This window comes from Aerosakkonema funiforme FACHB-1375, assembly GCF_014696265.1.
GTDB classification, from domain to species: Bacteria; Cyanobacteriota; Cyanobacteriia; order Cyanobacteriales; family Aerosakkonemataceae; genus Aerosakkonema; species Aerosakkonema funiforme_A.
Genome location: NZ_JACJPW010000059.1, coordinates 24,409 through 50,630 on the forward strand (window position 1 = coordinate 24,409; position 26,222 = coordinate 50,630).

18 protein-coding genes are annotated in these 26,222 nt (G+C 45.3%); 11 read left to right on the plus strand and 7 right to left on the minus strand.

Annotation, left to right across the window (positions count from 1 at the left end; genetic code table 11):
* A complete protein-coding gene (locus tag H6G03_RS21575) occupies positions 1 to 1,089 on the plus strand; it encodes a hybrid sensor histidine kinase/response regulator (RefSeq protein WP_190468183.1) in 1,089 nt (362 codons plus the stop codon).
* Positions 1,090 to 1,283: 194 nt separating this feature from the next.
* On the opposite strand, the gene H6G03_RS21580 is transcribed toward H6G03_RS21575, so the two are convergent.
* Complete coding sequence (locus H6G03_RS21580) at positions 1,284 to 3,200, minus strand: alpha-amylase family glycosyl hydrolase (protein ID WP_190468186.1); 1,917 nt, start codon at positions 3,198 to 3,200, stop codon at positions 1,284 to 1,286.
* A 451-nt stretch (positions 3,201 to 3,651) separates the two neighbouring features.
* On the opposite strand from H6G03_RS21580, the gene glgB reads away from it, so the two are divergent.
* A complete protein-coding gene (gene glgB / locus H6G03_RS21585) occupies positions 3,652 to 5,631 on the plus strand; it encodes a 1,4-alpha-glucan branching protein GlgB (RefSeq protein WP_190468188.1) in 1,980 nt (659 codons plus the stop codon).
* A gap of 626 nt (positions 5,632 to 6,257) precedes the next feature.
* Positions 6,258 to 8,387 (plus strand): glycogen debranching protein GlgX, encoded by a 2,130-nt coding sequence (glgX, locus tag H6G03_RS21590; RefSeq protein ID WP_190468192.1) that lies wholly within the window; start codon positions 6,258 to 6,260, stop codon positions 8,385 to 8,387.
* 150 nt (positions 8,388 to 8,537) lie between these two features.
* On the opposite strand, the gene H6G03_RS21595 is transcribed toward glgX, so the two are convergent.
* The 3 genes from H6G03_RS21595 to H6G03_RS21605 form a co-directional block, all read right to left on the minus strand.
* A complete protein-coding gene (locus H6G03_RS21595) occupies positions 8,538 to 8,894 on the minus strand; it encodes a hypothetical protein (RefSeq protein ID WP_190468198.1) in 357 nt (118 codons plus the stop codon).
* A gap of 91 nt (positions 8,895 to 8,985) precedes the next feature.
* Positions 8,986 to 9,696 carry a hypothetical protein gene (locus H6G03_RS21600; protein WP_190468201.1) on the minus strand — a complete coding sequence of 237 codons (711 nt, stop codon included), beginning with the start codon at positions 9,694 to 9,696 and terminating at the stop codon, positions 8,986 to 8,988.
* A 345-nt stretch (positions 9,697 to 10,041) separates the two neighbouring features.
* On the minus strand, positions 10,042 to 11,208 hold the full coding sequence (locus H6G03_RS21605; RefSeq protein ID WP_190468204.1) for a zinc-dependent alcohol dehydrogenase: 1,167 nt from the start codon (positions 11,206 to 11,208) through the stop codon (positions 10,042 to 10,044).
* 372 nt (positions 11,209 to 11,580) lie between these two features.
* Here H6G03_RS21605 and H6G03_RS21610 point away from each other — a divergent pair, with 372 nt between their 5' ends.
* Positions 11,581 to 11,970, plus strand: coding sequence for a nuclear transport factor 2 family protein (locus tag H6G03_RS21610; protein WP_190468208.1), 390 nt, complete (start codon positions 11,581 to 11,583; stop codon positions 11,968 to 11,970).
* A gap of 14 nt (positions 11,971 to 11,984) precedes the next feature.
* Here H6G03_RS21610 and H6G03_RS21615 read toward each other — a convergent pair whose 3' ends face one another.
* Complete coding sequence (locus H6G03_RS21615; RefSeq protein ID WP_190468211.1) at positions 11,985 to 12,401, minus strand: hypothetical protein; 417 nt, start codon at positions 12,399 to 12,401, stop codon at positions 11,985 to 11,987.
* Positions 12,402 to 12,584: 183 nt separating this feature from the next.
* Between H6G03_RS21615 and H6G03_RS21620 the strand changes: the two genes are divergently transcribed.
* The 3 genes from H6G03_RS21620 to mnmE all read left to right on the plus strand — a co-directional run bounded on the left by H6G03_RS21620 (position 12,585) and on the right by mnmE (position 14,920).
* Positions 12,585 to 12,899, plus strand: coding sequence for a helix-turn-helix domain-containing protein (locus H6G03_RS21620; protein ID WP_190468214.1), 315 nt, complete (start codon positions 12,585 to 12,587; stop codon positions 12,897 to 12,899).
* Between the two features lie 167 nt (positions 12,900 to 13,066).
* Positions 13,067 to 13,381 carry a helix-turn-helix domain-containing protein gene (locus H6G03_RS21625; RefSeq protein ID WP_190468217.1) on the plus strand — a complete coding sequence of 105 codons (315 nt, stop codon included), beginning with the start codon at positions 13,067 to 13,069 and terminating at the stop codon, positions 13,379 to 13,381.
* A 90-nt stretch (positions 13,382 to 13,471) separates the two neighbouring features.
* Entirely contained in the window at positions 13,472 to 14,920 is a 1,449-nt protein-coding gene (gene mnmE / locus H6G03_RS21630; RefSeq protein WP_190468220.1) for a tRNA uridine-5-carboxymethylaminomethyl(34) synthesis GTPase MnmE, read from the plus strand.
* A gap of 217 nt (positions 14,921 to 15,137) precedes the next feature.
* Here mnmE and H6G03_RS21635 read toward each other — a convergent pair whose 3' ends face one another.
* Positions 15,138 to 15,971 carry a sulfurtransferase gene (locus tag H6G03_RS21635; RefSeq protein ID WP_190468223.1) on the minus strand — a complete coding sequence of 278 codons (834 nt, stop codon included), beginning with the start codon at positions 15,969 to 15,971 and terminating at the stop codon, positions 15,138 to 15,140.
* 305 nt (positions 15,972 to 16,276) lie between these two features.
* On the opposite strand from H6G03_RS21635, the gene H6G03_RS21640 reads away from it, so the two are divergent.
* From H6G03_RS21640 to H6G03_RS21650, 3 genes are all read left to right on the plus strand, one after another.
* The gene (locus H6G03_RS21640) at positions 16,277 to 16,972 is read left to right on the plus strand and encodes a LuxR C-terminal-related transcriptional regulator (protein WP_190468226.1); all 696 of its coding nucleotides are present in this window, start codon (positions 16,277 to 16,279) and stop codon (positions 16,970 to 16,972) included.
* A gap of 98 nt (positions 16,973 to 17,070) precedes the next feature.
* Positions 17,071 to 18,114 carry a fused MFS/spermidine synthase gene (locus tag H6G03_RS21645; RefSeq protein ID WP_190468229.1) on the plus strand — a complete coding sequence of 348 codons (1,044 nt, stop codon included), beginning with the start codon at positions 17,071 to 17,073 and terminating at the stop codon, positions 18,112 to 18,114.
* A 130-nt stretch (positions 18,115 to 18,244) separates the two neighbouring features.
* The gene (locus tag H6G03_RS21650; RefSeq protein ID WP_199315408.1) at positions 18,245 to 18,580 is read left to right on the plus strand and encodes a hypothetical protein; all 336 of its coding nucleotides are present in this window, start codon (positions 18,245 to 18,247) and stop codon (positions 18,578 to 18,580) included.
* A gap of 334 nt (positions 18,581 to 18,914) precedes the next feature.
* Here H6G03_RS21650 and H6G03_RS21655 read toward each other — a convergent pair whose 3' ends face one another.
* A complete protein-coding gene (locus tag H6G03_RS21655) occupies positions 18,915 to 24,149 on the minus strand; it encodes a PAS domain-containing protein (RefSeq protein WP_190468231.1) in 5,235 nt (1,744 codons plus the stop codon).
* Positions 24,150 to 24,892: 743 nt separating this feature from the next.
* On the opposite strand from H6G03_RS21655, the gene H6G03_RS21660 reads away from it, so the two are divergent.
* Positions 24,893 to 26,098 carry an NAD(P)/FAD-dependent oxidoreductase gene (locus H6G03_RS21660; RefSeq protein ID WP_190468234.1) on the plus strand — a complete coding sequence of 402 codons (1,206 nt, stop codon included), beginning with the start codon at positions 24,893 to 24,895 and terminating at the stop codon, positions 26,096 to 26,098.
* Positions 26,099 to 26,222 lie beyond the last annotated feature (124 nt).

Here is a 26,222-nt window from a genome sequence, read left to right on the forward strand (position 1 = left end):
ATGAAAAAACCCGCATCTATAATAGTAGTAGATGATGAGCAAAATAACTTTGATGTTATCGAAATATTGCTCTTTAAAGAAGGATACGATCTTCGTTACGCTGCCAGCGGTGACGAAGCAATTCGTCAACTGGAAGCGCAGCAGGCCGATGTCATATTGCTTGACGTTATGATGCCTGTATGCAATGGATTTGAAGTTTGCCGCACAATTAAAGCAAATCCCAAATGGCAGCATATCCCCATCCTCATGGTGACAGCATTAACTGCGAAAGAAGACTTAGCGAAAGGTTTAGAAATGGGTGCGGATGACTTCATTAGCAAACCGGTCAGTGGCATAGAACTGCGAGCCAGAGTTCGTTCTATGCTGCGGATTAAACATCAATACGATATGCTGCAAGAATTGCTGCAAGTTAAAGAAGCATCTCTGCAATTAAGAGAAGATATGGCATATGCGATCGTTCACGACCTTCGCAATCCTTTAGCAAGTATTTTGTTTGCTTGCGATATTTTGTCAATGGCCGATCTCGATCTAAAACAAAAGAAAAGAATAGATCGAATTGTTAGTTCCGGACAACGTTTAAAGTTCCTCATCGATAACTTATTAATCATGGCGAAACTCGATGCAGGTAAACTGGTACTTAACTGCACAGAAGTAGATTTATACGATATCGCTAAAGATGTTATTTCTGAATTTCAACAAATTGCTAATCAGAATCAAATAAAACTAATTGCTCACCTGCCAAAACCGGGAAAAACATTTCACTTGGATGATTCTCTGATCCGACGAGTTATCGATAACCTCCTCTCCAACGCAATCAAATTTTCTCCCTCAAAAGCTCAAGTTGAACTAAAAATTGATTATCTCTCGGCAGATAAATTGCAAATTCAGGTGAAAGATGGGGGCAAGGGAGTTAATGAAGAATTGCGTCAGTCCATATTTGAAAAATACGAAGTGGGAGAATTAGCTAAAGGAGTAGCTCAAACTGGCTTGGGCTTATCATTTTGTAAATTGGTAGTAGAAGCGCATGGCGGTCGCATTTTCGTAGAAAGCAATCAGCCCAAAGGAGCAATTTTTACAGTGGAAATTTGACATTATAATAACATCGTAAAAAGCTTTCATGAAACATCTCTACAATAACTTGCCATTAAAACAGAAAAATGACTGAGATAAAACTTTTGCGCGAAGTGGGCGTCTTGGCGGTGACCGTCACGATGCCCACCTTCGCAAGAGAGGATTTTAGATTTTGGATTTTCTAAGGAAGGTGGGCATTGCCCACCCTACTATTACCAAGCCCAAGCATCGCGCCATTTGACTGTGCCTTCACTGGCGACAAACCAGCGACGACCGACAACATTTTCTCGCAATGGCGATGTACCTTCGCGCAACATCGCGTACTTGTAAGAAATTAGTTTTCCGGCACTTTCATTAAAAGCAATTTCGCCAAACCAAGTGTTTTCGTTGATATATTCCAACTCGAAACCTTTGGCGATATCCCAGTTGCCTAACTCAGGACAATCACCGATGACGATAATCCTTTCACCCGGTTGAGTATTGACGCCATTGAGTTGCACCCGGACGATCGTTTGTCCTTTGACTCGTTCTGCAACGTGACTGATAATAATCACTTCCTTCGACTCTAGATGCAAGTCATACAAACAGCCATCTTTAACTTCAAACTTGCGCCGCGATAAAACATCGGTATGCTCTCCATCGGGCAAATCTGTATGCACAGATTCAATTGTGACAGGTTCGCCCTTATTCATCGCCACAAAACAGCGGTTTTCGCGATAACGTCGCACGTAACAATAAACATCGGGAGTGAGATATTTTTGCCACTGACTCCCCAGAGAAATTGCCGGATTCAATCGCCGCAAACCTGACAGCAACCGTACATCCCGATAGACAGGCGTTTCCATATCCCAATTTTGCATCATCGGGCGATTGTAAGGATCGTTGCCGCCATTTGTATCGTTGTGGAGATACTGTTCCGTGCCGTAATAAATGCAAGGAATACCGCGACTTGTCATAATCAAATCTATTGCCAACCGCAGCATATCCGGATCGGGATTCAGCGACTGAAACCGAGGCATATCGTGATTATCGATAAAGGTAATTAACTCGGTTGCCCCGTTGTAGCGAGAATCCATACTCAGGACATCTTGTATGAGATGAAATCCTCCTTCTGCTCCTTGAGCCAAAGCTGCCCGAATCGCTACGCAAAGACCAAAATCGAGAATTGTCATCCCAGAGCAGTTGGCAAATTCGAGCGATCGCTCATTTCTGGGGTCGTTATAAATCCACTCCCCAAACACAAAAATATCGGGTTTGTGGTTTTGGATATCGGCGTTAAACTCCTGCCAAAACCAAATCGGCATATGTTTAACCGTATCCACCCGCAAAGCATCGACACCTCGATCGAGCCATTGCTTAATCGACGATTTGATGTAGTTTCGATAATCGGGATTGTTTTCGTTGAAGGTTGCCAAACCTGCCAATTCGCAGTTTTGCACCTGCCATTCATCTTCCCAGTTAGTTACTTCACCATAGTGGTGATACCAACCATTTTTATCATCGTTGAAATCGGCAATCTTTACACCATCGTCGTAAAGTTCGCCCTTCTTACCGCTAAAATCCGGATTGCTGTGGTTACACACAATATCAAGAATAAATTTCATTTTGCGTTTGTGCAATTCAGCAATCAACCTGTCAAAAGTTGTTTCCTTGCTTTCTTGGGTTTTGTTCAAAGAAGGATCTTCACCCTTTTTGATAAAGCGAGGATTAATTCGCTTAAAGTCTTTAATCCAGTAGCCGTGAATGGCGGCGCTATTCACAAATAATGCTTCCACTTGCTCGAACAGGGGAGTCAGCCATATCGCCGTGACTCCCAAGCTCTTTAAATAATCGAGTTTGTCGATAATTCCCTGTAAGTCTCCACCCCAATATTTTCCCCAATCTTGTCCTTCTGGGTCGTAAAGTTCTGGGTTTGGCCCTTCGCTGTTTTCCGGATCGCCATCATGGAAGCGATCGACAACTATGAAATAAATAGTTTCTTGGCGAAATTCAATGTCTCTAGTATACAGAAACTCCAAATCTATATCGGTTTCTGTTTTCTGTTCGGTTACTAGAGTATCAATTTCTTTGTATTGATCTCCTACCTCATATTGAACGGTCGAACGTTGAGACGGCGGGGTTGATACCATAACATTCCTTTATATTGCTGTAGAAAGTCTTTGCTGTTAGCTTTTACGAAAACCCATTCTCGTGCGAGTATTACCTATTTCAGAGTGATTTCTCTTGTGTCTTAAGGTAGATTTTTTTAGTTTATAACCGATGCAGTTAGTTAAGGGAGAGGGGTATTACCCCGTAGTGTCGTGAAAAAAGCTAATACTCGATCTTTATTAAATTTATTTAACATATTTTTATAATTTTTTACTTGGTAAAATATACATTCCTCCTTAAGCGGGATGTATTTTTGCTGCCACATACTAGAAGTTCTGCGAAACTAACTAAAAATATACTCGAATTTTGATTAAAAAATAGAATAAATACTACTTTTGAAAGAAAGCGATCGCCATTTGCAAATAAAAGCGAACCGACCCTATAAGCGTAATGCAAAATGGAATTACTCAAAAGATCGCGATGAGGTAAAACATGGTCGCAACTCAATTAGGAATCGGCACCGACCTGACATTATTCACCGAAGATGACGTTTATCTATTCAACGAAGGCTCTCACTTCAACTTGTATGAAAAATTGGGTTCTCACCCAATGACGCACAACAATGTACAGGGAACCTACTTCGCAGTTTGGGCTCCCAACGCCGTTTATGTCACCGTAAAAGGTGATTTTAACGGTTGGGGTCGCGATCGCAATCCGCTGAAAGCAAGAGGACTAACAGGAATTTGGGAAGGCTTTATTCCCGGCGTCAAAAAAGGAGATGTTTACAAGTACCACATCGTTTCCCGCAGCGGTTATGAGGTAGAAAAAGCAGACCCTATGGCGCTTGCTTACGAGATACCTCCCAAAACCGCCTCTGTCGTTTGGGATAGCGAATATACTTGGAACGATCGCGAATGGATGGCAAAGCGCGGCAAACGCAATACCCTCAATGCCCCCATTTCCATTTACGAAATGCACATCGGTTCTTGGATGCGAGTACCGGAAGATGGAAATCGTTCTCTCTCCTATCGAGAACTTGCCCCCAAACTGACAGAATACTTGCAAAAAATGGGCTTCACTCACGTAGAATTTCTCCCCATCACAGAACATCCATTCTTCGCTTCTTGGGGCTACCAAGCTACAGGTTACTTCGCCCCCACCAGTCGTTACGGAACTCTGCAAGACTTCATGTATCTGGTGGATTATTTGCACCAGAACGATATCGGCGTTATCTTAGATTGGGTGCCTTCTCATTTCCCTACAGACCTATTTGCCCTATCCTATTTTGATGGCACGCACCTCTACGAACACGCCGATCCGCGTCAAGGATATCACCCGGATTGGAATAGTGCTATCTTCAATTACGGACGCAACGAAGTCAAAAGTTTTCTGATCGGCAGTGCATTCTTTTGGTTGGAAAAATGCCACATTGATGGATTGCGAGTCGATGCGGTAGCTTCCATGCTTTACCTGGATTATTCTCGCAAACACGGCGAATGGGTAGCAAATCAATACGGCGGACATGAAAATTTGGAAGCAATTGCTTTCATCCGTCGCTTCAACGAAGCAATTTACGATCGCTTCCCCGATGTCATGACTATAGCGGAAGAATCAACCTCTTGGTCGATGGTATCTCGTCCCAGCTATTTAGGCGGTTTGGGATTCGGTTACAAGTGGGACATGGGATGGATGCACGACACCCTCAGCTACATGAGTCAAGACCCCATCCACCGCAGATATCATCACCGCCTGCTTACTTTCAGAATGCTGTATGCGTACAACGAAAACTTCATCTTACCGCTTTCTCACGATGAAGTCGTACACGGCAAAGGGTCGCTAATTGGTAAAATGCCGGGAGACTATTGGCAGCAATTTGCGAATTTGCGATCGCTCTTCGCTTATATGTACGCCTCCACCGCCAAAAAGCTACTATTTATGGGTGGCGAAATCGGTCAGTGGAGCGAATGGAACCACGACACCAGCTTAGATTGGCATTTGTTAGGTTATCCCACCCACGCCGGTTTGCAAAAATGGGTGGCTGACTTGAACAAAATTTACCGAGAAGAACCGGCACTTCACGAACTCGATTGCGACCCTAACGGTTTTGAATGGATTGATTGCAACGACTCGGAAAATAGCGTTGTCAGCTTAATTCGGAAAGGAAGTTGGGCGTTGCAAACAGAAGAATCAGAAGCATCTGCCGATCCAAAATCGCCAAAATCGATCGTCTTGGTAGTGTGCAATTTTACTCCCATACCTCGTTACAATTACCGAATTGGCGTTCCCACAGATGGCTACTGGAAAGAATTGCTCAACAGCGATGCTGGGGAATACGGCGGTAGCGGTGTCGGTAACTTCGGCGGTCAAGAAGCACAGGAAATTCCCTGTCACGGACGACCCTATTCTCTCAATCTGATTCTACCACCCTTGGGTGTTGTCTTCTTTAAGAACGAGCGATCGAAACAAGATTAGGACTTATACCAAATCCGGGTTGAGTACTCCTATTATTTAAAGGAGAGAGTGGAGAGTGGGGGAGTCGGAGAATGCAACATCTAGGCAGAAAAGGCGGGTAGCTAACCTGGATTTGGTATTTCGCAGCAGCCCTGAAGATTAAACACCGAAAAATCCTCTCTCTTTCTCTTGACAAGGTAACCTGATTGCGCTCGATCGCTTATAAATGAATGGCACTAAGATAAGCCGATCGGCGAGGCGGAGTGTCCTGTCCCAGCTAAACTTAGCGCCATTCCACTTCTAAATTCTGACTTACAGCTTTGCTTCACATAACTACTTCTTACGATAGAAGCTTAAAAAATATATTAACAGTTAAATTAAGCTCAACTAATCGTTAGAACAAAAACTTACAGGACTTCTGCAAGTGTCACTGCTAGAAAGCCTCCTGCAAATGTATTGTCCCATTTAGGATACTAGCCCTTCGTCTGAAATCGCACTTCTTTGTCCTTAACAAAATCGCCAATTTCAAACTTGAGATTCTAGATTGCCAGTGCTTTCTTCCATTCAAAATCTCAAATATGAAATTGCCAATTTCTCATGCGCTAGCTGATTCTATCTGACTATCATTTTTGAGTGAGTTTACAAATATGCACCTAGAAGTCTGGCCTGGAAATGTATATCCTTTAGGTTCCTTTTGGGATGGCAAAGGAACAAATTTCGCCTTATTCACCGAAAACGCCACAGCTGTAGAAGTTTGTTTATTTGACAAAGATGGTAACGAGAAACGCATCCCTCTGAATGAATATGACAACCGCGTTTGGCACTGCTACATACCCGGAGTAGCGCCGGGACAACGTTATGGCTTCCGAGTGCATGGCCCCTACGATCCATCGCAAGGTCATCGCTTCAACCCCAACAAACTTTTGATCGACCCTTATGCAAAAGCCATAGATGGCGATGTCGTCAGTGGGCCAGAACTGTTTGGCTACTCTTGGGAAGACCCAGCAGAAGACCTATCTTTCAGCGAATTGGATAGCGCCCACCTCATCCCGAAATCGGTTGTTATCGACGAATCTTTTGATTGGGAAGGCGATACACTCCTGCGAACTCCCTTCCACGAAACTATTATTTACGAAGTCCACGTCAAAGGCTTCACCCAACTCCAACCGAATATGCCAGAAGAACTGCGGGGTACATATGCCGGACTCGCCCATCCCGCCAGTATCGCCCACCTTCAATCATTAGGAATTACAGCAGTAGAACTGATGCCGGTGCATCACTTCCTCAGCTATCCCGGACATCTGCTTGATAAAGGACTGAAAAATTACTGGGGTTACGATTCCATCAATTACTTTGCCCCCTACTCCGGTTACAGTTCCGATCAAACTCCGGGGGGTCAGGTACGGGAATTTAAGGAAATGGTGAAAGCGCTGCACAAAGCCGGAATTGAAGTTATTTTGGATGTCGTTTACAACCACACCGGCGAAGGCAATCACAAAGGCCCTACCTTATCGTTTCGCGGTATAGATAACGCCGCTTACTATCAACTCTCGCCAGACGATCGCCGCTACTACATGGATTTTACCGGATGCGGCAATACCCTCAACGTCGGACATCCACAAATCTTGAAATTAATCATGGATAGTCTGCGCTACTGGGTATTGGAATGTCACGTCGATGGATTCCGGTTTGACCTTGCCTCCGCACTGGCACGCGAACTATTTTATGTGGATAGTTTGGCATCTTTCTTCACCATCATCCACCAAGACCCGGTACTCGCCGATGTCAAACTGATTGCCGAACCTTGGGACGTGGGAGAAGGCGGCTATCAAGTCGGTAACTTCCCCCTGCTGTGGTCGGAGTGGAATGGCAGGTATCGGGATGTCATGCGCGACTTCTGGCGCGGTGAGGATGGTAGTTTAGGAGAATTCGCTTACCGCTTGACTGGCAGTTCTGACTTGTACCAGATGAATGGGCGCAGTCCTTATGCCAGTATCAATTTTATTACCGCTCACGATGGCTTTACTCTCTACGATTTGGTCAGTTACAACGAAAAGCACAACGAAGCGAACGGAGAAGGTAACTGCGATGGCGAAAGTCACAATCGTTCTTGGAATTGTGGCGCAGAAGGGGATACCGATGACCCGGAAATATTGGCGTTGCGGGAACGACAAAAGCGCAATTTCTTGGTGACGCTGTTCCTCTCCCAAGGCGTACCGATGCTGCTTTACGGCGACGAAATGGAACGCACCCAAAAGGGTAACAACAATGCCTATTGTCAAGATAATGAAATTTCTTGGATAAATTGGGAATTTCCAAAACTAAAAGCCGATTTGTTAAATTTCGTTCGGCAGTTGATCTTTTTCCGCCGCAAGCATCCGGTATTCCAGCGACGCAAGTGGTTTCAAGGCAGACCCATCCACGGTAGGACTATCAGCGATATTGTCTGGTTCAATCCCGATGGTAGCGAGATGAGTGACGAACAGTGGAATGATGGTTTTGCTAAGTCAATTGGTGTTTTTTTGAACGGTGAGGAAATTCCCAGAGTTGGGCCGCAAGGTCAGCGCATCATGGATGAAAGCTTTCTGTTGTTCTTTAATGCCTACTGGGAAACGATCGAATTTCAGTTACCGGAGGGGATAGAAAACAGAGAGTGGCAAGTTGTCATCGATACTAAGGAGTCTGATTTTATCGAAGACGGCCCTATTTTCACAGATGGTAAAGCTGTACCTGTGACGGGGCGATCGATCGTGCTGTTGCGGCGTCTACCCTATTAGGGGTTAGGGAAGAGCGGGGGAGCGGGGGAGCGGGGGAGTGGAAGAATTAATATTTTCCCTTTTTCCTCTCCCTCTTCCCTCTTCCCTCTTCCCTCTTCCCTCTTCCCTCTTCCCTAACCCCTAACCCCTAACCCCTAGCCCCTAAGTATACTATGCTTCCAGAACTTGGCGGATGCGGCGTTCTAGACGATCGATATCCAAACTCCCTTCGTCGCGGGTAATGCGGCGCACAGTTGGGTTGACGTTAGCCAAATCTACTAATAAATCTTGGAGGATTTCTTGCTGCTGGCGAGATTGGGTAACCTCATGCGGTTCTTGTACCAAGTCCCGCACAATACTGTCTTCCGCACGCGAGGCAACTAAGGGGTCGCTTTCTCCTTCCACATGAACAAATGTGCGTCGTCCTGGGCCGCGTTCTTCTTCAATCGGCACGATCGCTGTCACTCGATCCGATCGCACATATTTGCCATATCCTAAATGTACTAAAACTGATGATTGTAGTTTCATTTTATTGAGCAATTCTCTAGTGACTTACCTCTATTTTAACGCCTGTAAAAATGGCTGTGCAGCTATACAATGAGCGGATTTTACCCTACTTTTAGATGGGGTTTCCTGTTGTCAGTTTCCGCACCAAACCTCCCACTTCATCAGTGTTATAAATACTGCGTTTTTGTCTGCTTTGTACGGTTACTTGCCAGCCACTTACCATCAACGGATCGCAAGGGTGGGGAAAAGTCGGACGTTCGCAACCATAAGCCCAATTCGTTCTTTCTGCCTTCACAATGCGGAGTGCGGAAACGGGCAATCTCCACTCTTGAGCAGCTGCTTTTAAAACAGCATTGGCAACTTGTGAAGGTAAATTGGCATCGCTGATATTGCTGGCTTTTTCATTCAACCGAATTTGGGAACCGTTACCGTTAGAATGATATACCAAACGCTGTCTTCCTCCTGCTACTGTCACCTCCCAAGCAAATATTCCTATTTCCGGGCAAGCTTCCCCCGGACGGGGCAAATTCAAACAGCCGTCAGTCATAATTTGTTTGGAACTAACAATGCGTAGCTGCGAAATTTGCAACCCCGTGCGTTGGGATGCCGATCGCAAAACGGCATTGACCACAGAGTTAGGCAATCTGTTGCGGTTCGACTCTCTTTGTTTGCCGATCGCACTGGTGTTTTCTGGAAGGGTGGCAGATTCAGCAACATCTCGATCGAAAATCGCAAAAATACCACTAACTGATAAAATTACACCCAAAATAAAAGCAGTAAAATTCCGGTCGATTGCAGTTCTTTTTTGAAAGATGAAGTGCATAAATATAGCTAGGGCGTCGGGGTTAGGGGTTAGGGGTTAGGGTCTAGGGGAAGAAATGCCTATCATCAAAGGTTTAGATTATTTAATCGTAGGGTGGGGGACGGCACGGGCGATAACTTCAGCATCAAAACCAATAATTAAATTACCTTGCCGTCAGCCACCATCCCAAAATCTCTAAGAAATACGAACATTCTTCAACATCAAACCGAAAGAGCTAACCAATAGTGGCGACGGCAGCTAAAGAGTGTAGGTTCCGCCTTACAAAAAGTTTAGACGATCGCTTTGCAGGAGCGATCGTCTAGCTTTGAAAAAACACCTATTGAAACAAATCTCGGCTCAATCCCCTTAAGGTTTGAGTACAATTTTGATGCAGTTGTCCTGTTTGTGCTTGAAAATTTCGTAGCCGTGCGGTGCTTGGTCTAGCGGTAGACGATGGGTAATCACAAAAGATGGGTCGATCTTACCACTTTGGATGAGATCGAGTAACGGACGCAAATACCGATGAACGTGGGTTTGTCCCATTTTAAAGGTCAAGCCTTTGTTCATCGCAGCACCCATCGGCACTTTGTCGATAAAGCCGCCATAAACGCCGGGAATTGATACAGTACCACCTTTGCGGCAGGCGACGATCGCTTGTCTGAGAACGTGAGGGCGATCGGTCTCCAATCGCACGGCTTGTTTGGCTTTATCGTACAATCCTTCTAGCCCCAAACCGTGAGCTTCCATTCCCACTGCATCCATCACTGCATCGGGACCGCGACCGCCCGTCATTTCTTTGAGGGCTTCACCAACATCGATTTCCTCAAAGTTGAGAACTTCTGCCCCGCTGTTTTTCGCCATTTGCAAACGTTCGGGAACGCGATCGATCGCAATGACTCGTTCGGCACCCAGCACATAAGCGCTTCTAATGGCGAATTGGCCTACTGGCCCACAGCCCCAGATGGCGACAGTATCACCGGGCTGAATATTGCAGTTTTCTGCTGCCATATATCCGGTAGGGAAGATATCAGTCAGAAACACGACTTGTTCGTCTGTCAATCCATCCGGAATCTTGAACAATCCCACATCGGCAAAGGGAACGCGAGCGTATTCCGCTTGACCTCCCGCGTAGCCGCCCAACATATGGGAGTAGCCGAAAATACCGGATGGGGAATAACCCATGATTTTTTCCGCTATCCAGGCGTTGGGGTTGGTGTTATCGCACAGAGACGTTAATTGCCGTTGACAGAAGAAACAGCCACCGCAGGCAATGGGAAAGGGAACGACTACGCGATCGCCTATTTTGACATTCTTGACTTCACTGCCCAGTTCAACGACTTCCCCCATGAATTCGTGCCCCAAGATGTCCCCTTGTTCCATCGTGGGGATGTAGCCGTCATAAAGATGCAGATCGGAACCGCAAATCGCCGTTGTTGTGATTTTAACGATGGCATCACGGGGATTGATGATTTTGGGATCGGGTACGGTTTCGACTCCCACTTTATTGTTGCCTTGCCAGCAAACTGCTTTCATTGTTTTTTCCTTTGTTGTTTGTTGCTAGTGCGATCGCTTATCGTTTTAGGCTTTAACGTCTTTAAGATGCTTTATGAAGCGCGGCAAGTTCTCAAATGTTATGCCACAAATTTGTCCAAACAGCGACTTAGTTAGAGTTATAGTTGAACGCTAATTACTTCTAATCTTTCAATAGTCTTAATTTGGATAGATTTCGCTATTACAAAAGTAGTAGTTTCCCAACCTTCGGATATTTGTATAAAAAAATACTTGTTGATTTAACAAAACTTACTGACTCGGCCAGAAACCTGGGTTGCTGGCAATTTTTCCAACGAAATGTGTAATAATAACATATTATTACTAAAATGCGTAAATTTTTAGGAAAGGTAAAAAATGACAGATGAACGTACTGAAGTATTAGCAGCCAACGAAGCTTTTTATCGAGCTTTTGAGAAAAAAGACATGGAAGCTATGAGTGCCGTTTGGTCGCAGGGAATTGCCACAGTTTGCATTCACCCCGGACGCAAGGCGCTCAAAGGATGGAAAGAGATTCGCTCTGCTTGGCAAACTATATTTAAAAACACTCAATACTTAGAAATTGACACAAATATTGTCACCACAGAGGTTCGCAACAATATCGGTTACGTCATCCTGGTAGAAAATGTTTTGCAAGTAAACTCTGGTCGAAAAGTCCAAGCCAAATCAACCGCTACCAATATATTTGAGTTTATGGGTGGAAAATGGTATTTAATCCATCACCACGGTAGTCCTTTGATGGGCTAAAATAACCCTCAAACTCACACGGCTAAAGCATCCGCCATTTGTAGATCTGTCCTGATTTGATAGCAGCGGTTTTTCAACATATCCCAAATTTTATTAGCCATCTCTACCGGATAGCGGAACCGCAGCAAATCATACTGGATAACATCCCCCAATCTGTCCCATTCCCCAAAGGTGTGGCAATTCTGGATTAGCTGTTCGACTGCTTTCTGCCAGCGTGCAAAAATGCGATAGCTAAAAAAGGAACAGCAGACCTTACCATCCATATCCCAGTACGACACGCACACTTGATGCTTCAGGCAGGTCACTTTCTTCACTTCTCTGACGGGAACGCCGAAGTTGCTGAGTGCTTGGGCTGCTTCCTCCTTAGATATGTTCCATTCGATCGGCTTTATTTTCCCAGCCGCAATCAAGCTTTGGCTTTTGCGGGACATCACGATCTCCCTTTTCCTTGTGGCCTTTATCTTTATTCGCTTCATCTTCTCTGCTAGAGCGAATTATTTTAATTATACGCCATAGCGTAAAAAAAGGCAATACTTTTGACATAGAATGTAATGTATAAACTAAGTTTAGATACCCCTATATCGATTAAGGTTAAAACTGGGAGCGAGCGAAGAGTGAAACAAAATTCAGGTCGTTATCGATTCAACCGTGAGGGAATCCTGCGCGTTGGAGAGATTCTTCGCGGTGCCAGAGAAACCAAGTGCTGGAGTCTCCAAGAGTTGCAGAATTATTGTGGACTTCCACCAAGCACATCCAGTGACATTGAAAATGGGTGTGTAACAAAAATTCACGCCGATACGCTGGAAACCTTGCGAGTAGCCCTAGAACCGCAAAATCCCCATACAGGTAGAACCTATACACTAGGGGAATTGTATGAATTGATGCTGGTTAAGGAAGAAATACTAAACGGCGTCAAAGGAAAAAGGTAGAAAATTGGTATTGTCTGCTCAATTGCACTGCAAGATTGCACTTGGGAGCCTTAAAAATATATTTTATACAGTATGCTGTATAACGTAAATGCCTCAGTGACCTAAAATGAATAAATAAGTTAAATAACCCTACTTTAATTTAGTTAGAGACTGTGGGCAAAAGTCAAGTGAGGCAAAGTTCAAGTCGATATCGATTCAACTCTCAGGGAGTCCTGCGTGTAGGAGAGATCCTTCGTAACGCCAGAGAAGCAAAAGGCTGGAGTCTCCAAGAATTGCAGGCTTATTGCCGTTTGCCAGCCAGTACAGCCAATAGCATTGAGAATGGGTTTGTCACTAAAATCCAGGCTGACACCCTAGAAACGTTACGGGTAGCTTTGGAACCGCAAAATCCTGAGACGGGCAAGACTTATACGCTGGGCGAATTATACGAATTGATGCTGGTGAAGGAAGAAATTACGAACGGCGTCAAAGGCAAAAAATAAAAGCTTGGGAATCGTCCGATCGATCGCACTTAACAACCAGGGGCTGCTACCCTAGCCAATAGAGTACCAGTCGCAAGTTAAGCAAGTAGAATGTCCCAGACATCGATCGCAGGCACAACGATCGCAGCGATCGCCACAGCAATTGTCCCCCAGCAGGGCAGCGTCGGTATTGTGCGAGTGTCAGGTACTCAAGCAATCGCGATCGCACGCGCCCTCTTCCACGCGCCAGGGAGTCAACCGTGGGAAACTCACCGCATCCTCTACGGTTACATCCGCCATCCGCAAACGCAGCAGCTAGTGGACGAAGCTTTGTTGCTAATCATGAAAGCACCACGCTCCTACACCCGCGAAGATGTGGTAGAGTTCCACTGTCACGGTGGCATCATCGCCGTGCAGCAAGTATTGCAGCTGTGCGTAGAACAAGGTGCCAGATTAGCACAACCGGGAGAATTTACCCTTCGCGCCTTCTTAAACGGGCGTTTGGATCTAACTCAGGCAGAAAGTATCGCCGATTTGGTGGGCGCTAAATCGCCCCAAGCTGCCCAAACTGCCCTCGCCGGATTGCAGGGAAAATTAGCGCAACCGATCCGGCAATTGCGCGTTACTTGTTTGGATATATTGGCAGAAATCGAAGCCAGAATCGATTTTGAGGAAGATTTGCCGCCTTTGGATGAAGAAGCCGTGAAAGCTCAACTAGAGCAAGTTTTGGCAGAAGTAACTCGCATTTTAGCAACAGCCGACAGGGGAGAATTGCTGCGTACCGGATTGAAAGTAGCAATTGTCGGGCGTCCGAATGTGGGTAAATCCAGCTTGCTGAACGCTTGGAGTCGCAGCGATCGCGCGATCGTCACCGATTTACCCGGCACCACCCGCGACGTTGTAGAATCGCATCTGGTAGTGGGTGGCATCCCCATACAAGTCCTGGATACAGCCGGAATTCGCGAAACCGCCGACGTGGTAGAAAAGATAGGCGTAGAGCGATCGCGTCATGCTGCTTCTCATGCCGATCTAGTATTGCTGACAGTAGACGCCCAAGCAGGTTGGACGCCTGATGATGAAGAAATCTACCTACAAGTCCAGCATCGCCCTGTCATTTTAGTTATCAATAAAATGGATTTAGTAGCAGAAGATAAATTAAAACTTCTGCAATCCAAAATCCTCTCTTGCGAAGGTGGGCATCGTGACGGTCACCGCCAAGACGCCCACTTCGCGCAAAATCCAAAATCCAAAATCCTCACCGCTGCTGCCCGCAACCAAGGTATTGATGCCCTAGAAAAAGCGATTTTAGCAGCAGTGCAATCTGGCGATATCCTGGCGGCTAACTTAGACTTGGCAATCAATCAACGTCAAGCCGAAGCCCTGACAAGAGCGCAAATTTCCCTCCAGCAAGTGCAAGCGACCATTGCCGATCGATTGCCGCTCGATTTCTGGACAATTGACTTGCGCGGTGCTATTCAAGCACTAGGAGAAATTACTGGTGAAGAAGTTACAGAATCGGTACTCGATCGAATATTCAGTCGATTTTGTATTGGTAAGTGATTAGAGATATTTCGGGTTGATGGTGAAAAATGTTCATTTTTATCATAGATGAGGGTAATGGTGGGTTACGGTACGGAAATTTAATTATTGGTTGAAAACCTGCATTTATCGCCTGTGCCGTCCACCACCCTACGAATCTGATAGAACATAATTTTTGTCCACTCCCCCACTCCCCCACTCTCCCACTCCCCACTCTCCCACTCGCAAGCCGCTATAATTACTTCTGGATCGCTACATGAGGAAGGCGACTCCACTCATTCCACGACCCATCGTAATTCCGAACGTTCGGATAGCCCAGTAGATACTTTAAGACAAACCAAGTGTAGCCAGAACGCCCACCGATCGCACAATAGGGAAACACTTCCTTGTCAAAGGTAATTCCCTTGCTGCTGTAAAGACTCTGCAACTCGTTGAACGATTTGAAAGTGCCATCCTCGTTGAGAGTCAGCAGATGTTCGATATGCACCGCACCGGGAATATGTCCAGCGCGTTCGGTTTCTGTCGGCGGTCGATCGAAGAAGTATTCGCCGCTGTATTCTTTAAGGGTACGAACATCTAGCAAGATGCGATCCGATCGCTCGATCGATGCCCGGACTTCCTCATGCAACACTCGTAAACTGGCATCTGGCGCTTTTGCAGAATATTCAACTGGTGGAAATGTCCATAATTCTGTTGCCAGTGGGCGATTTTCTGACTTCCACTTCTGATATCCACCATTGAGAACTCGCACATTTTCATGTCCGAACACTTTCAACAGCCAGAAAATCCAAGCACCTGTACCGGGATAGCTACCGTAAGCGATTACCATTGTGTCATTAGTTATGCCCGATCGCGACATCAGTTTCTCAAAGGATTTCGCATCTAAATTCACGCTCAAATTTGGCAGCAATAAATCTGTAAAGATATTCCAGAACACAGCCCCAGGAATGTGTGCATCTTTGTATGGTTCTGGACTCATATCCACTTCGATAATACGAAGATGCGGATCTTTGAGATGATTTTCTAACCACTGAGTATCGACTAAAACTTCAGGATGAGCATACTGAGACATGAGCTTTCTCCACAAATGAAATTAAAACATTGAGTTATCGCAACCGCGAAGGCGTCATGAACGTTCTTACTCCTTTCCCGCGCAAAGAATATGTATTGCATGGGGGGGGAGTCAAAAGTCAAAAGTCACTCATTCAAAATTTCTCCCTCTTCTCTCTTCCCTAACCCCTAGCCCCTAACCCCTAGCCCCTCATGCGAAAAATATCCTTTAAGCTGGATGGTTAGAGGATTTACCTCGACTGAAACTAAGGTAGAATGTGCTACCTAACTCCGCCTAGACCTCGATCGAGTACACTTTGCTTTGTTATGGCTGACTTGCAATCTTTATTTCAAACTGTCACTCAAGCCAAAGACGAACAGGAATTGCGATCGCACATTTCTACTCAAGTGGGCCAGTATTTCGCCGCCAAACGATCGGGATTATTTTTTTTCGACGCGCTTCCTGAGAAAATACGCGATCGCAATCTTCAAAAATTGATGGAATTGGCCTTATCCACCGAACACAATCCCGTTTTGCGCTACTTGGTGGAACGACACACCCCCGTTCACGAAGCTTTGGTCGTCTCCCCTTCATCATGGCGATTGATTTGTCCGCGTGCAGACCACTGGCACGTTATGGCGGGCCCAATTGTGAGCCAAGGACAATTGGTCGGTGCAATTGGCTTTACCCGCGTGCGAGAAATGCCTTCATTCGATACGCAAAATTTAATGGATTTGAGTGCGCTTTGTCTGCATCTCTCGACTTGGGTAGCAACAGTGCGATCGTCACAGCAATTATTAAAGACAAATCGCCTCACTCCCCGCGAATTGCAAATTGCCGAACTGGTTGCCCAAGGACGAACAAATGCAGAGATCGGGGCTGAACTTTGGATTACTGAAAATTCAGTTAAACAAGCTTTAAAGCGGATGTTCCGCAAGCTTAATGTTTCCTCTCGAACTCAGATGATCGCTCAACTTTCTGCAAATTCAAAACTTTCATATCCTGACAGTAAAGTTGGTTAATTTATGTTCTGCTGTAAAAGCATACCAAAAATTAAATAGGGGTTAGCCCCTAGTCCCTAACCCCTAACCCCGACGCCCTAGCCTTATTGCACTTAAAAATGAACGATCGAGAAATTTGGCAAATTAGCAATCTCAATGCCATTAAACAGCGGCTCAACAAAGTACGTTCTGCTCGTCCAGGCTGTTTTTTTGTGCAGCAGTCGGGAAATCAATATATCAAACTAACGAAAACCAAATCTACAATAACTCTTGGTTTTAGCGATCGTTTTAATTCCCCAGCGAATTTGATTCAATCCGAACTCGACTTCGATCGACCCCTCAATTTAAAAAGTCCGTACACGCAAGCAATGATGTTGAGTTTAGTATGGAATGGTACGCCACAGAAAATCTACATAGCTGGTTTAGGTGGTGGGATAATTCCCCTATTTTTACACCACTATTTTCCAGAAGCAGTTATTGAGTGTGCTGAAATCGATCCGGGAATACTCCAAGTAGCCACGAATTTTTTTGGCCTGAAATTGGACGAACGTTTGAGCGTAGCGATTCAAGATGGAAGGGAGTATCTTGCCCAACAAAATGCAAATATTAAATACGATATCATTCTCAGTGATGTTTTTTTAGGTACCGGTTATAGTCCCTACAGATTAGCAACCCAAGAATTTTACGAGTTGTGCCAAGAACGATTGTCAAAGCCAGGTGTGCTAGTAGTAAACTTGTTTCGAGATGATGCCTTTTTTGCGGATAAATTGCTCACAATTAAAAGTGTGTTCGCTCAAGTTTATGTTGTGTTCGTAGCTAAAATAGGCAACGCGATCGTCATCGCAAATAACGGCGATATCCTGCAAAAGAGAGAAGTAATTGCTAAAGCTAAAGATTTAGAAAATCGGTATCAATTTGAATTTCCTTTAGCAGAGAGAGCTTTAGAGATAAAAATGGTTACAGATTTACAAGAATGCGTACCGAAATTAGAAAGAGCGCGAGTGCTTGTAGATGATTTTCCACCAGCAGGTTATTTTGCCAATCTTCCCGCTGTCAATCCTGCTATTACTAGAGCCGGAGGAAGTCGTTTCTGTATGTGTGGTTCTGGAAAATTACAAAATGATTGTCACGACCAAACCAATCTAAAAATTAGATCGAGGTAGGGTCGCAGGCATAAATATACACTCCCCGACGCTCAGCCGCTTAAGTAAATTGACATATTACTAGATCGGTTGCAAAATCGTGATTAGTTGCTGCCAACCAAATATTTTTGAGCGAGCGGAGTAAATAAATATGAGTCGCGATCGGGAAGCGGTAGTTGGACGGCAGCTCCTGGCAGGCGGAGGCGAAATGGGAGCATTAATTCGTTCCTATGATTGGTCGCTCACAAAGCTAGGTGCGATCGAATCTTGGTCTGGAAGCCTACGAACTGCCTTAAGCATTTGCTTGAACTCCCGCTTTCCAATGGTGATCTGGTGGGGCAAAGAACTGATCTTGCTCTACAACGATGCGTGGCGACCGATTCTGGGAACAAAGCACCCCAACTCGTTAGGCAAGCCCGGTGAGCAAATTTGGCCGGAGATTTGGGATATTGCTTTGATTGACTGGGGGCTAGGGATTAGGGGCTAGGGATTAGGGGCTAGGGGAAGAGGGAGAGGGAGAGGGAAGAGGGAAGAGGGAAGAGGGAAAATATTAATTCTTCCGCTCCCCCATTCCCCGACGCCCTAGCCCCCAGTCCCTAGAGCGCGAGTCCACTAGAATAAATTGACAAAAATAATGAAATATGTATTGTGTAGGGGCGTTCGCGTAGCGTGCCGGAGGCATTAGCATTTGGGCGAGAATCGATCGCGATCGGCAACAATTTTTCTATCCAAATGCAACGCCAGAGCCGAGGTTTCTATACATATACACACCTTATTTGTTTTGTCAACCTCTTTTACTGGACTGGCGCTCTAGCCCCTAGCTATAACTTTCGATCGCTCACCTGCAAAATTGCACTTATTAAGTCTTCGGGATCGACAGGCTTAGAGATGTGGATTTGAAATCCGGCGGCTAAGGCTTGTTGTTGGTTGATTTCTCCCGCATAAGCAGTCAATGCGATCGCAGGAATGTTTCCTCCCAGTTCGGGCGACCATTTTCTGATGTGTCGGATTAGCGAATAACCATCCATTTCTGGCATCCCAATATCGCACAGTAGCAAATCGGGAACAGGGTAAAAATTTAACAAGGCTAATGCTTGTATTGCCGAAGCTGCTGTGACAACTTTTGCTCCATATTGCGTCAGGATGAATACTGCTAACTCTCGCATATCGGCATCGTCATCTACAACTAATATCGTCATACCTGCTAAATCTGTCGCGCTTTCTGGCTCTTGGCGATCGTCTAATACCTCTTGCTCGACGGAATTTAACGGTAACTGGACGGTAAATGTAGCCCCTAAATCTGGCCCCGGACTTTCTGCGCGAACGGTTCCTCCGTGCAATTCGGTAAAATTACGAACGAGGGCCAGTCCCAATCCCAATCCGCCAAATTTTCGCGTCGTCGTACCATCTTCTTGCCGGAAGTAGTCAAATACATGAGGCAAAAATTCTGGAGTGATGCCTTTTCCTGTGTCTTTGACTTGAATTTGAGCATAGGCACCAACTTGTTCCAATCGCACATCGATTCGTCCTCCCACTGGAGTGAATTTCACCGCATTAGATAGCAGGTTCCAAACAACTTGCTGTAGGCGGTTCGGATCGCCTGAAACAGTTCCGGAAATGGGATTGAGTGCGATTTTAATGTGAATGTTTTTCGCTTCTGCTGCCAATCTTACTGTTTCCTGTGCCGCTTCAATGGTGGTAGCTAGATTGACTGGCGCGACGTTTAATGTCATTTTTCCCTGGAGGATGCGCGAGACATCTAATAAATCCTCAATTAATTGCGCTTGCAGTTTGGCATTGCGTTCGATCGTTTCTAAAGCTTGCTCGGCTTTTGCAGGATCGATACGCTTAGTTCGCAGTATTCTTGTCCAGCCCATAATCGGATTGAGGGGCGATCGCAATTCGTGGGACAGTACGGCGAGAAATTCGTCTTTAACTCGGTTAGCGGCTTCTGCTTTGGCTCGATCGCTTTGAGCTATCTGATAGAGTTGTGCGTTATCGATCGCTAAAGATGCCCGATGTGCCAATTCTTCTGCTAATTGCAAATCAGTTGCATCGTACCGCCTTCCAGATTCAGCGGAAATAAAAGAAATTACACCTAAAATTCGCGCTTGGGTTCGTAGTGGCACTGCCATTACCGATTTAAACCCAACCTGCCGCAATATTTCCAAATGTTCTGGATCGCGGGCTGCTTGTACGAGCATCTCATCTGGAATATCCGCTATCAAATCCGATTGTCCCGTTCGCAATGTCAATGCAGCACCGCGAGGAGCGTCCCGATCGATCGGATATTTATGTCTGATTTGTTCAGCCCATTCGAGTTTAGTAGGGTTGGTGTGAGCTACTGCAATTTGCTCGATCCCGCCATTTTCTTCCACTATATGAACCGTACACCAATCAGCTAACTCAGGTACTGCCAGTTCTGCCACTCGCTCCAGGGTAGTTTGATAATCGAGGGAAGAAGCAAGGACTGCACTCGCCTCGGAAAGAAAGCGTTGACTGCGCTCTAACCGCACTCGCTCCGTTACGTCTAAAACATACGCTAAAACGTCTTTTACCTGATGGTATGAGTTCTTTGTTGGCAGATAATAAACGTTGTAGAAACCGGGTTGGCGATCGTTCCTTCTGGGAGCGTTAATAGCCAAACTAGGTGAAATAAAGGGATTTCCGGTCTGGTAAATTTCATCAAATAGTTCCACTATTTGCGGATCGGATTGACCGAAAAGTTCTGCAACTGAATTTCCTAAGTGTTGTTCGCGGGTTAATCCGTTAATTTCGGCTAATGCTTCATTAATGGCAATAAATCGTTGTTCAGAATCTAACCATGCCATTCCTACCGGAGAGGTTTCAAAAATAGTTTTCAGTTGGTTTTGTGCGGCTTCTGCTTGAGTCCGAGCGATGCGTTCTCTTTCTAACAATTGTTCGCGTTCTTGTTCGACTTGCTTGCGTTCTGTAATGTCAATCAAAATGCCAATCATGCGCGTCGGTTTTCCGTGAATATTATAGGTAAATTGTCCCCTCGCTTCTGTCCAGTGAATGGAGCCATCCGTCCAAAGCGTTCGATATTCGTGATGAAAATCCGTTCTCTCCAACATGGCTTTTTGAAGTGCTGTTTCTGTTTCTGCTATATCATCTGGATGAACGCTTTTAACCCAGATTTCGTAGCTTGGTTCGCACTCGTTCGGTTGAAGTCCCATGATGGTAAACTGACCGTCTGACCAGTTTACCGTATTCGTCTGTATATCCCAGTCCCAAGTTCCCATGCGTCCGACTATCAACGCCAGTTGCAGTCTAGTTCTACTTTTTCGCAATTCCTCTTCTGCTCGCGATCGCTCTACGGCTAACCAGGTTTTTTCGGCGATTCGCTCCATCCGCACCACCTCTTCCTCTGTCCAGTTGCGGGGGGAGATATGGTGCAATACAAATAGCGCTACAAACCTTCCTTCTTTTACTAAGGGAACGCACAGAAGAGATTTCGTCTGAATTGCATCGAAAGCAGCCGCTCCCGATCCGGCTGTGCGAGGATCGATATCGACATCATCGACAACAATTGTTTTGCCCTGTTTTAGTTGGTTAATAATTTCGATACCGAAGGAATTCAGCTGATGAGTACCAACTACGCTGATGACACCATTGCAATAGTCGCGATCGACAATCACGTATTCCTGCGTTGGGTCAATTTCACCGTAGGTACAGCGAGTAACATTGAAGTGTTCTCCAGTGGAGCAGACTACCCGCCACATAATTTCTTTGGAGTCTTGAATAGAACGAATCGCATCATTTAATTCGAGCAAAAATTGCTGCTGTCTCTCTTTTTGCTGAAGCTTTTCTAGTAGATCTTCCGCCTGCTGACGCGCTCTTACCTGTGCGGATACTTCTATGCCGTGAATGAGGACGCTATCAATGCGACCTTCGATATTTCTAAGGGGCAGAAAAACGAGGTTGAAAAATCCTTCAACTAAATTACCATCTCCTGCATCCCAGCGGCATAAATACTCATTTCCTCGAATAATTTCTCCATTTTGATAAACGCGATCGTGAATATCAAAATATTCCTGACTTGCCATTTCCGGAAACGCTTCTCGTGCTGTTTTGCCAATGATGTCTTCGGAACGTCCGGAAACTTTTAGAAAGGTGGGGTTAGCGAGTTCAAATCGATGTTCTGGCCCCGATAAAACCGCAAACATGGCAGGAACTTCTATGAGGATATCTTTCAATCGCTTGCGTTCGGTTTCTGCTTGCCGTCGAGCCGCTTTTTCTCTTTCTAAAAGCCGATCGCGTTCTAGCTCAAGTTGTTTGCGATCGCTAATATCTCGAAAGTAAACCGATAACCCATCCACTGAAGGATAAGCATGGGCTTCATACCAACGATCCAAATCATCAGGTTGCTTAGCTTCTACAACGACTGAAATCTGCTCTGCAATGGCTCGATGATACTGTTCGTAAAATAGGGAATCCACTGTTTCTGGAAACACTTCCCAAATACATTGTCCGATTAAAGATTCAGACGAACGGCGTGAAATTTCCTCAAACCTTTTGTTGATATAAGTAAACCGCCACTCGCGATCGAGCGCAAAAAAAGCATCGGTAATGCTTTCTAGAATATTAGTCACTTTGTTATTAGCTTCCTGTATCGCCGCTTCTGCTTGTTTGAGTTTGGTAACATCCTGAAACATTCCAATGCCAGTGGCAGGATGCCCGTACATTGCAGGTAAGAGTTCTCCCCAGCAAAGAGTTGAGCGAATACCGCCAGGGGTATACCAGTTCATTTCATAGTTTTGCAGCTGTTCTCCCCGCGCTATCAGCACCGCAGGCATCCTCTCTGTAGGAATGCGATCGCCATTAGTATCGGTGCAGTAATAGGCATCGGCATACTCATCGAGGGATTTGTTTTTCGGTAATTCTCCGCCTGCCAATTCATTAGCAATACGATTCGCAAAGATGACTTTTGCGGTTCCCGGCTCGATAAATATCGTTGGCGTTGGCATCAAATCCAAGACGGTTTGCAGCCATTTCTGCTGGTTTGACAATGCCTCGGCTTGCTGTTGCAGAATAAATTCAGCTTGCTTGCGATCGGTGATATCTTGGAAGATGGCAACAGCTGCTACAATTTGATTGTGGCGATCGCGAATCGGTGCGGAATTTACATTAATAAAGATGTGTTTGCCATCATTTTGATGTAAGATAATTTCTTCGTTAGATACGACTTCGCCTTTGAAAAGCGATCGCGGTAGCGGATACTCTTGGGGCTCATAGATACTGCCATCAAGGCGAAAAGCTTCAAATGGAGTAACGGGTACATATTCCTCAAGCTCAAGCGACTCTTCGTAGTCGTACCTCACAATTTGTCTGGCTTGTTCGTTGGCGAGAACTAATTTGCCAGTTGCAGCATCGGCAATTAACACGCCTGCTGGCATTTGCCGCAAAACTGCTTCAAACCGAGTCCGCTCGATTTCCAATTCTTGTACCAATCTTTCCCGTTCTGCCTCAGCTTGCTTGCGCTCTGTGACATCGCGGAAATAAACTGCTATACCCTCCTCTGATGGATAAGCGTTTACTTCTAACCAACATTGAACGGGTTCCCCAAATTCTTCCCAGGAAACTGGTACTTGTTGTGTCATTGCGCGATGCAATCCCCGGTATGCTATCCCGCCTACCAATTCGGGAAAAACTTCGTTCCAAACGTGCTTTCCTATCAGTTCTCCGGGAGTTTTCTGGAGAATTTGCCCTGCTGCTTTATTCACGTAGGTGTAGCGCCAATTGCGATCGAAAGCAACAAAAGCATCTGTAATGGTTTCCAGAATTCTTGTTACCTGACGCTCAGTTTCTCTTGCGGCGATGAGTTGGGTGCGCTGTTGCTGGGCTTGTCTGATTTCGCTAAGTTCATCTTCAAGACTGCGAGCGAAGTATTCTATTACTTCAGAACGAGAAATCCCTCGTTTCTGAGCCTCCCGATCGAGCAGTCGCCACGCTGTACCAGTCAGAGATACATTAACTCTTTGTTTTGTCTCTGAGTCCCAATTGCTAACAAACTTACCTGTAGCGTCGCGCTTCATGGAAATTTATCCGTATACATACACGGCCTTTTTTATTTAATCCCAGTTTTTCTCGATCCGGATCTCTCTTAAGGAGGACGCTCAATCCCAGCACTTATCCATTATTGATAGGCATAATAAAATCTTATTTAACTGTAGGGTGGGTTAGGCATGAGCGAGAAATTGATTATTGCAACCAATAATTAAAGTAAGCGTTCAGCTATCAGCAGTCAGCCGTCAGCTAATTCGACTTTTATCGCGCTAATCGCTCTTTATATTGCCCCTTTGAAGAAACAGTCAATTCCCGACCGAAGCTGATAGCTGATACCTGACGGCTGAACGCTTACTAATTAAATTGCCGTGCCTAGCGCACCATGTACCAAATTGCTAAACACAAAATAACAGATTATATCGTGTCCGGTAGCATCGGTATTGTCAGAATAATGTTGAGAATTGTTTGTCGCAAATCTGTGGTTAAATTTTAACCGCAGATGAAAACAGATGAACGCAGATGCGATCGCAAATTTTTTCGGCTCCCGATGCAACCAAACACGATATTACGCCATCAAGCCGTAAGAACTGGGTGCCCCCAAAAAAGAAGCTGTTTCAAGCCTCCCATTTCAATTGTAATCATCAAAAAAATTGACAAATTTTAAGCTCCCCTCGCTCATTGCCCAGCCAATCCAAAATCGAAAATCCAAAATCCAAAATCGGATGACAAGTAATGGTAAAGTAAGGTCATCGGCGATTTTCGATGACTTTGGATGAACAGTTTTGATGTGGTAGTTGTTGGGGGTGGCCCTGCTGGCGGTCACTGCGCTCGTTTGTTGGCGAAAGCTGGGTGGCGAGTTTTGCTAGTAGAACGGCACGAAAGTTTCGCGAAAAATATTTTTTCTAGTGCTGGTACTCCTCTAGAAACGTTACCAAAATTTGGCCTGCCGGAAACAGTAATTGGCAGCTTTTGGCAAAATCTAGCGATCGTTACTACTAATAAACATGGCCTTTGGTCAAGCGATCGCCCTTTGGGTGCGGTGTTGGATTTTGCGAAGTTGCGAGACTTTTTAGCTGAAGACGCGATCGCTTTTGGCGCTCAAGTATGGATGGGCTGTCGCTATGTTAAACATAGTAGCACTGACGGCGCAGTTTTGGTGGAATTGCAATTTAAATCTCAAACTGAAAAAATAACAGTTAGTACCAAAGTTTTAGTTGATGCCACTGGCCCAGCTAGAGCGGTAATCCAGCCCAAGTCTGCCGATCGCCCAGATATAATTAGCGGTACGGGAATTGAATATTTAATTGAAGTGAGCGATCGCGACTATGCGGCTAATGCGGAAACTCTGACTTTCTTTTTGGGTTATAAGTGGATGCCGAAGGGATATTCTTGGATTTTTCCTATGTCGAAAAATCAGTTAAAAGTTGGGGCTGGTATTCTCAATCTGGCATCGGACAATATCGAGAAACCACAGCCGCTCAAATATTATATCGAATTGATAATTAAAGAATATCTTCAAACTCAAGATTATCGTCTTGTTGATGTTCACGGTTCGACACTTAAATACAGTCGCGGATTGCAAGATATTTATTACGAAGACAATATTATTGCGATTGGCGATGCCGTATCGACTGTGAATTTTTTGGGTGGGGAAGGCATCCGGCACGCCCTACATGGAACGGAAATTGCTGGCGATTATATTGACCGATATTTACATAAAAAAATCACTGATTTTCGAGGTTATCGTCAAGCTATGTATCAAACATTTTATCATACCTGGAAAGTGTCCGAAACTCTCGGCATCAAAAAATATTTGCAAGACAGTGACGGTTCGATCGATCGCACGATCGACTATTTAAATTTATTAACCGCCGAGGATTTAGTTGCGATCCTGTTTTACTATCAATTTGGTAAATTATCAAAAGTATTTTGGGCCCGATTGTGGTTGAAATGGCAATCATTTTGGGTTAGGGGCTAGGGGCTAGGGGTTAGGGATTAGGGAAGAGGGGTTAGGGGTTAGGGGCTAGGGGCTAGGGCAAGAGGGAAAAGAGAAAAGGGAAAATATTAATTCTTACGCTCCCCCGCTCCCCCACTTCCCCACT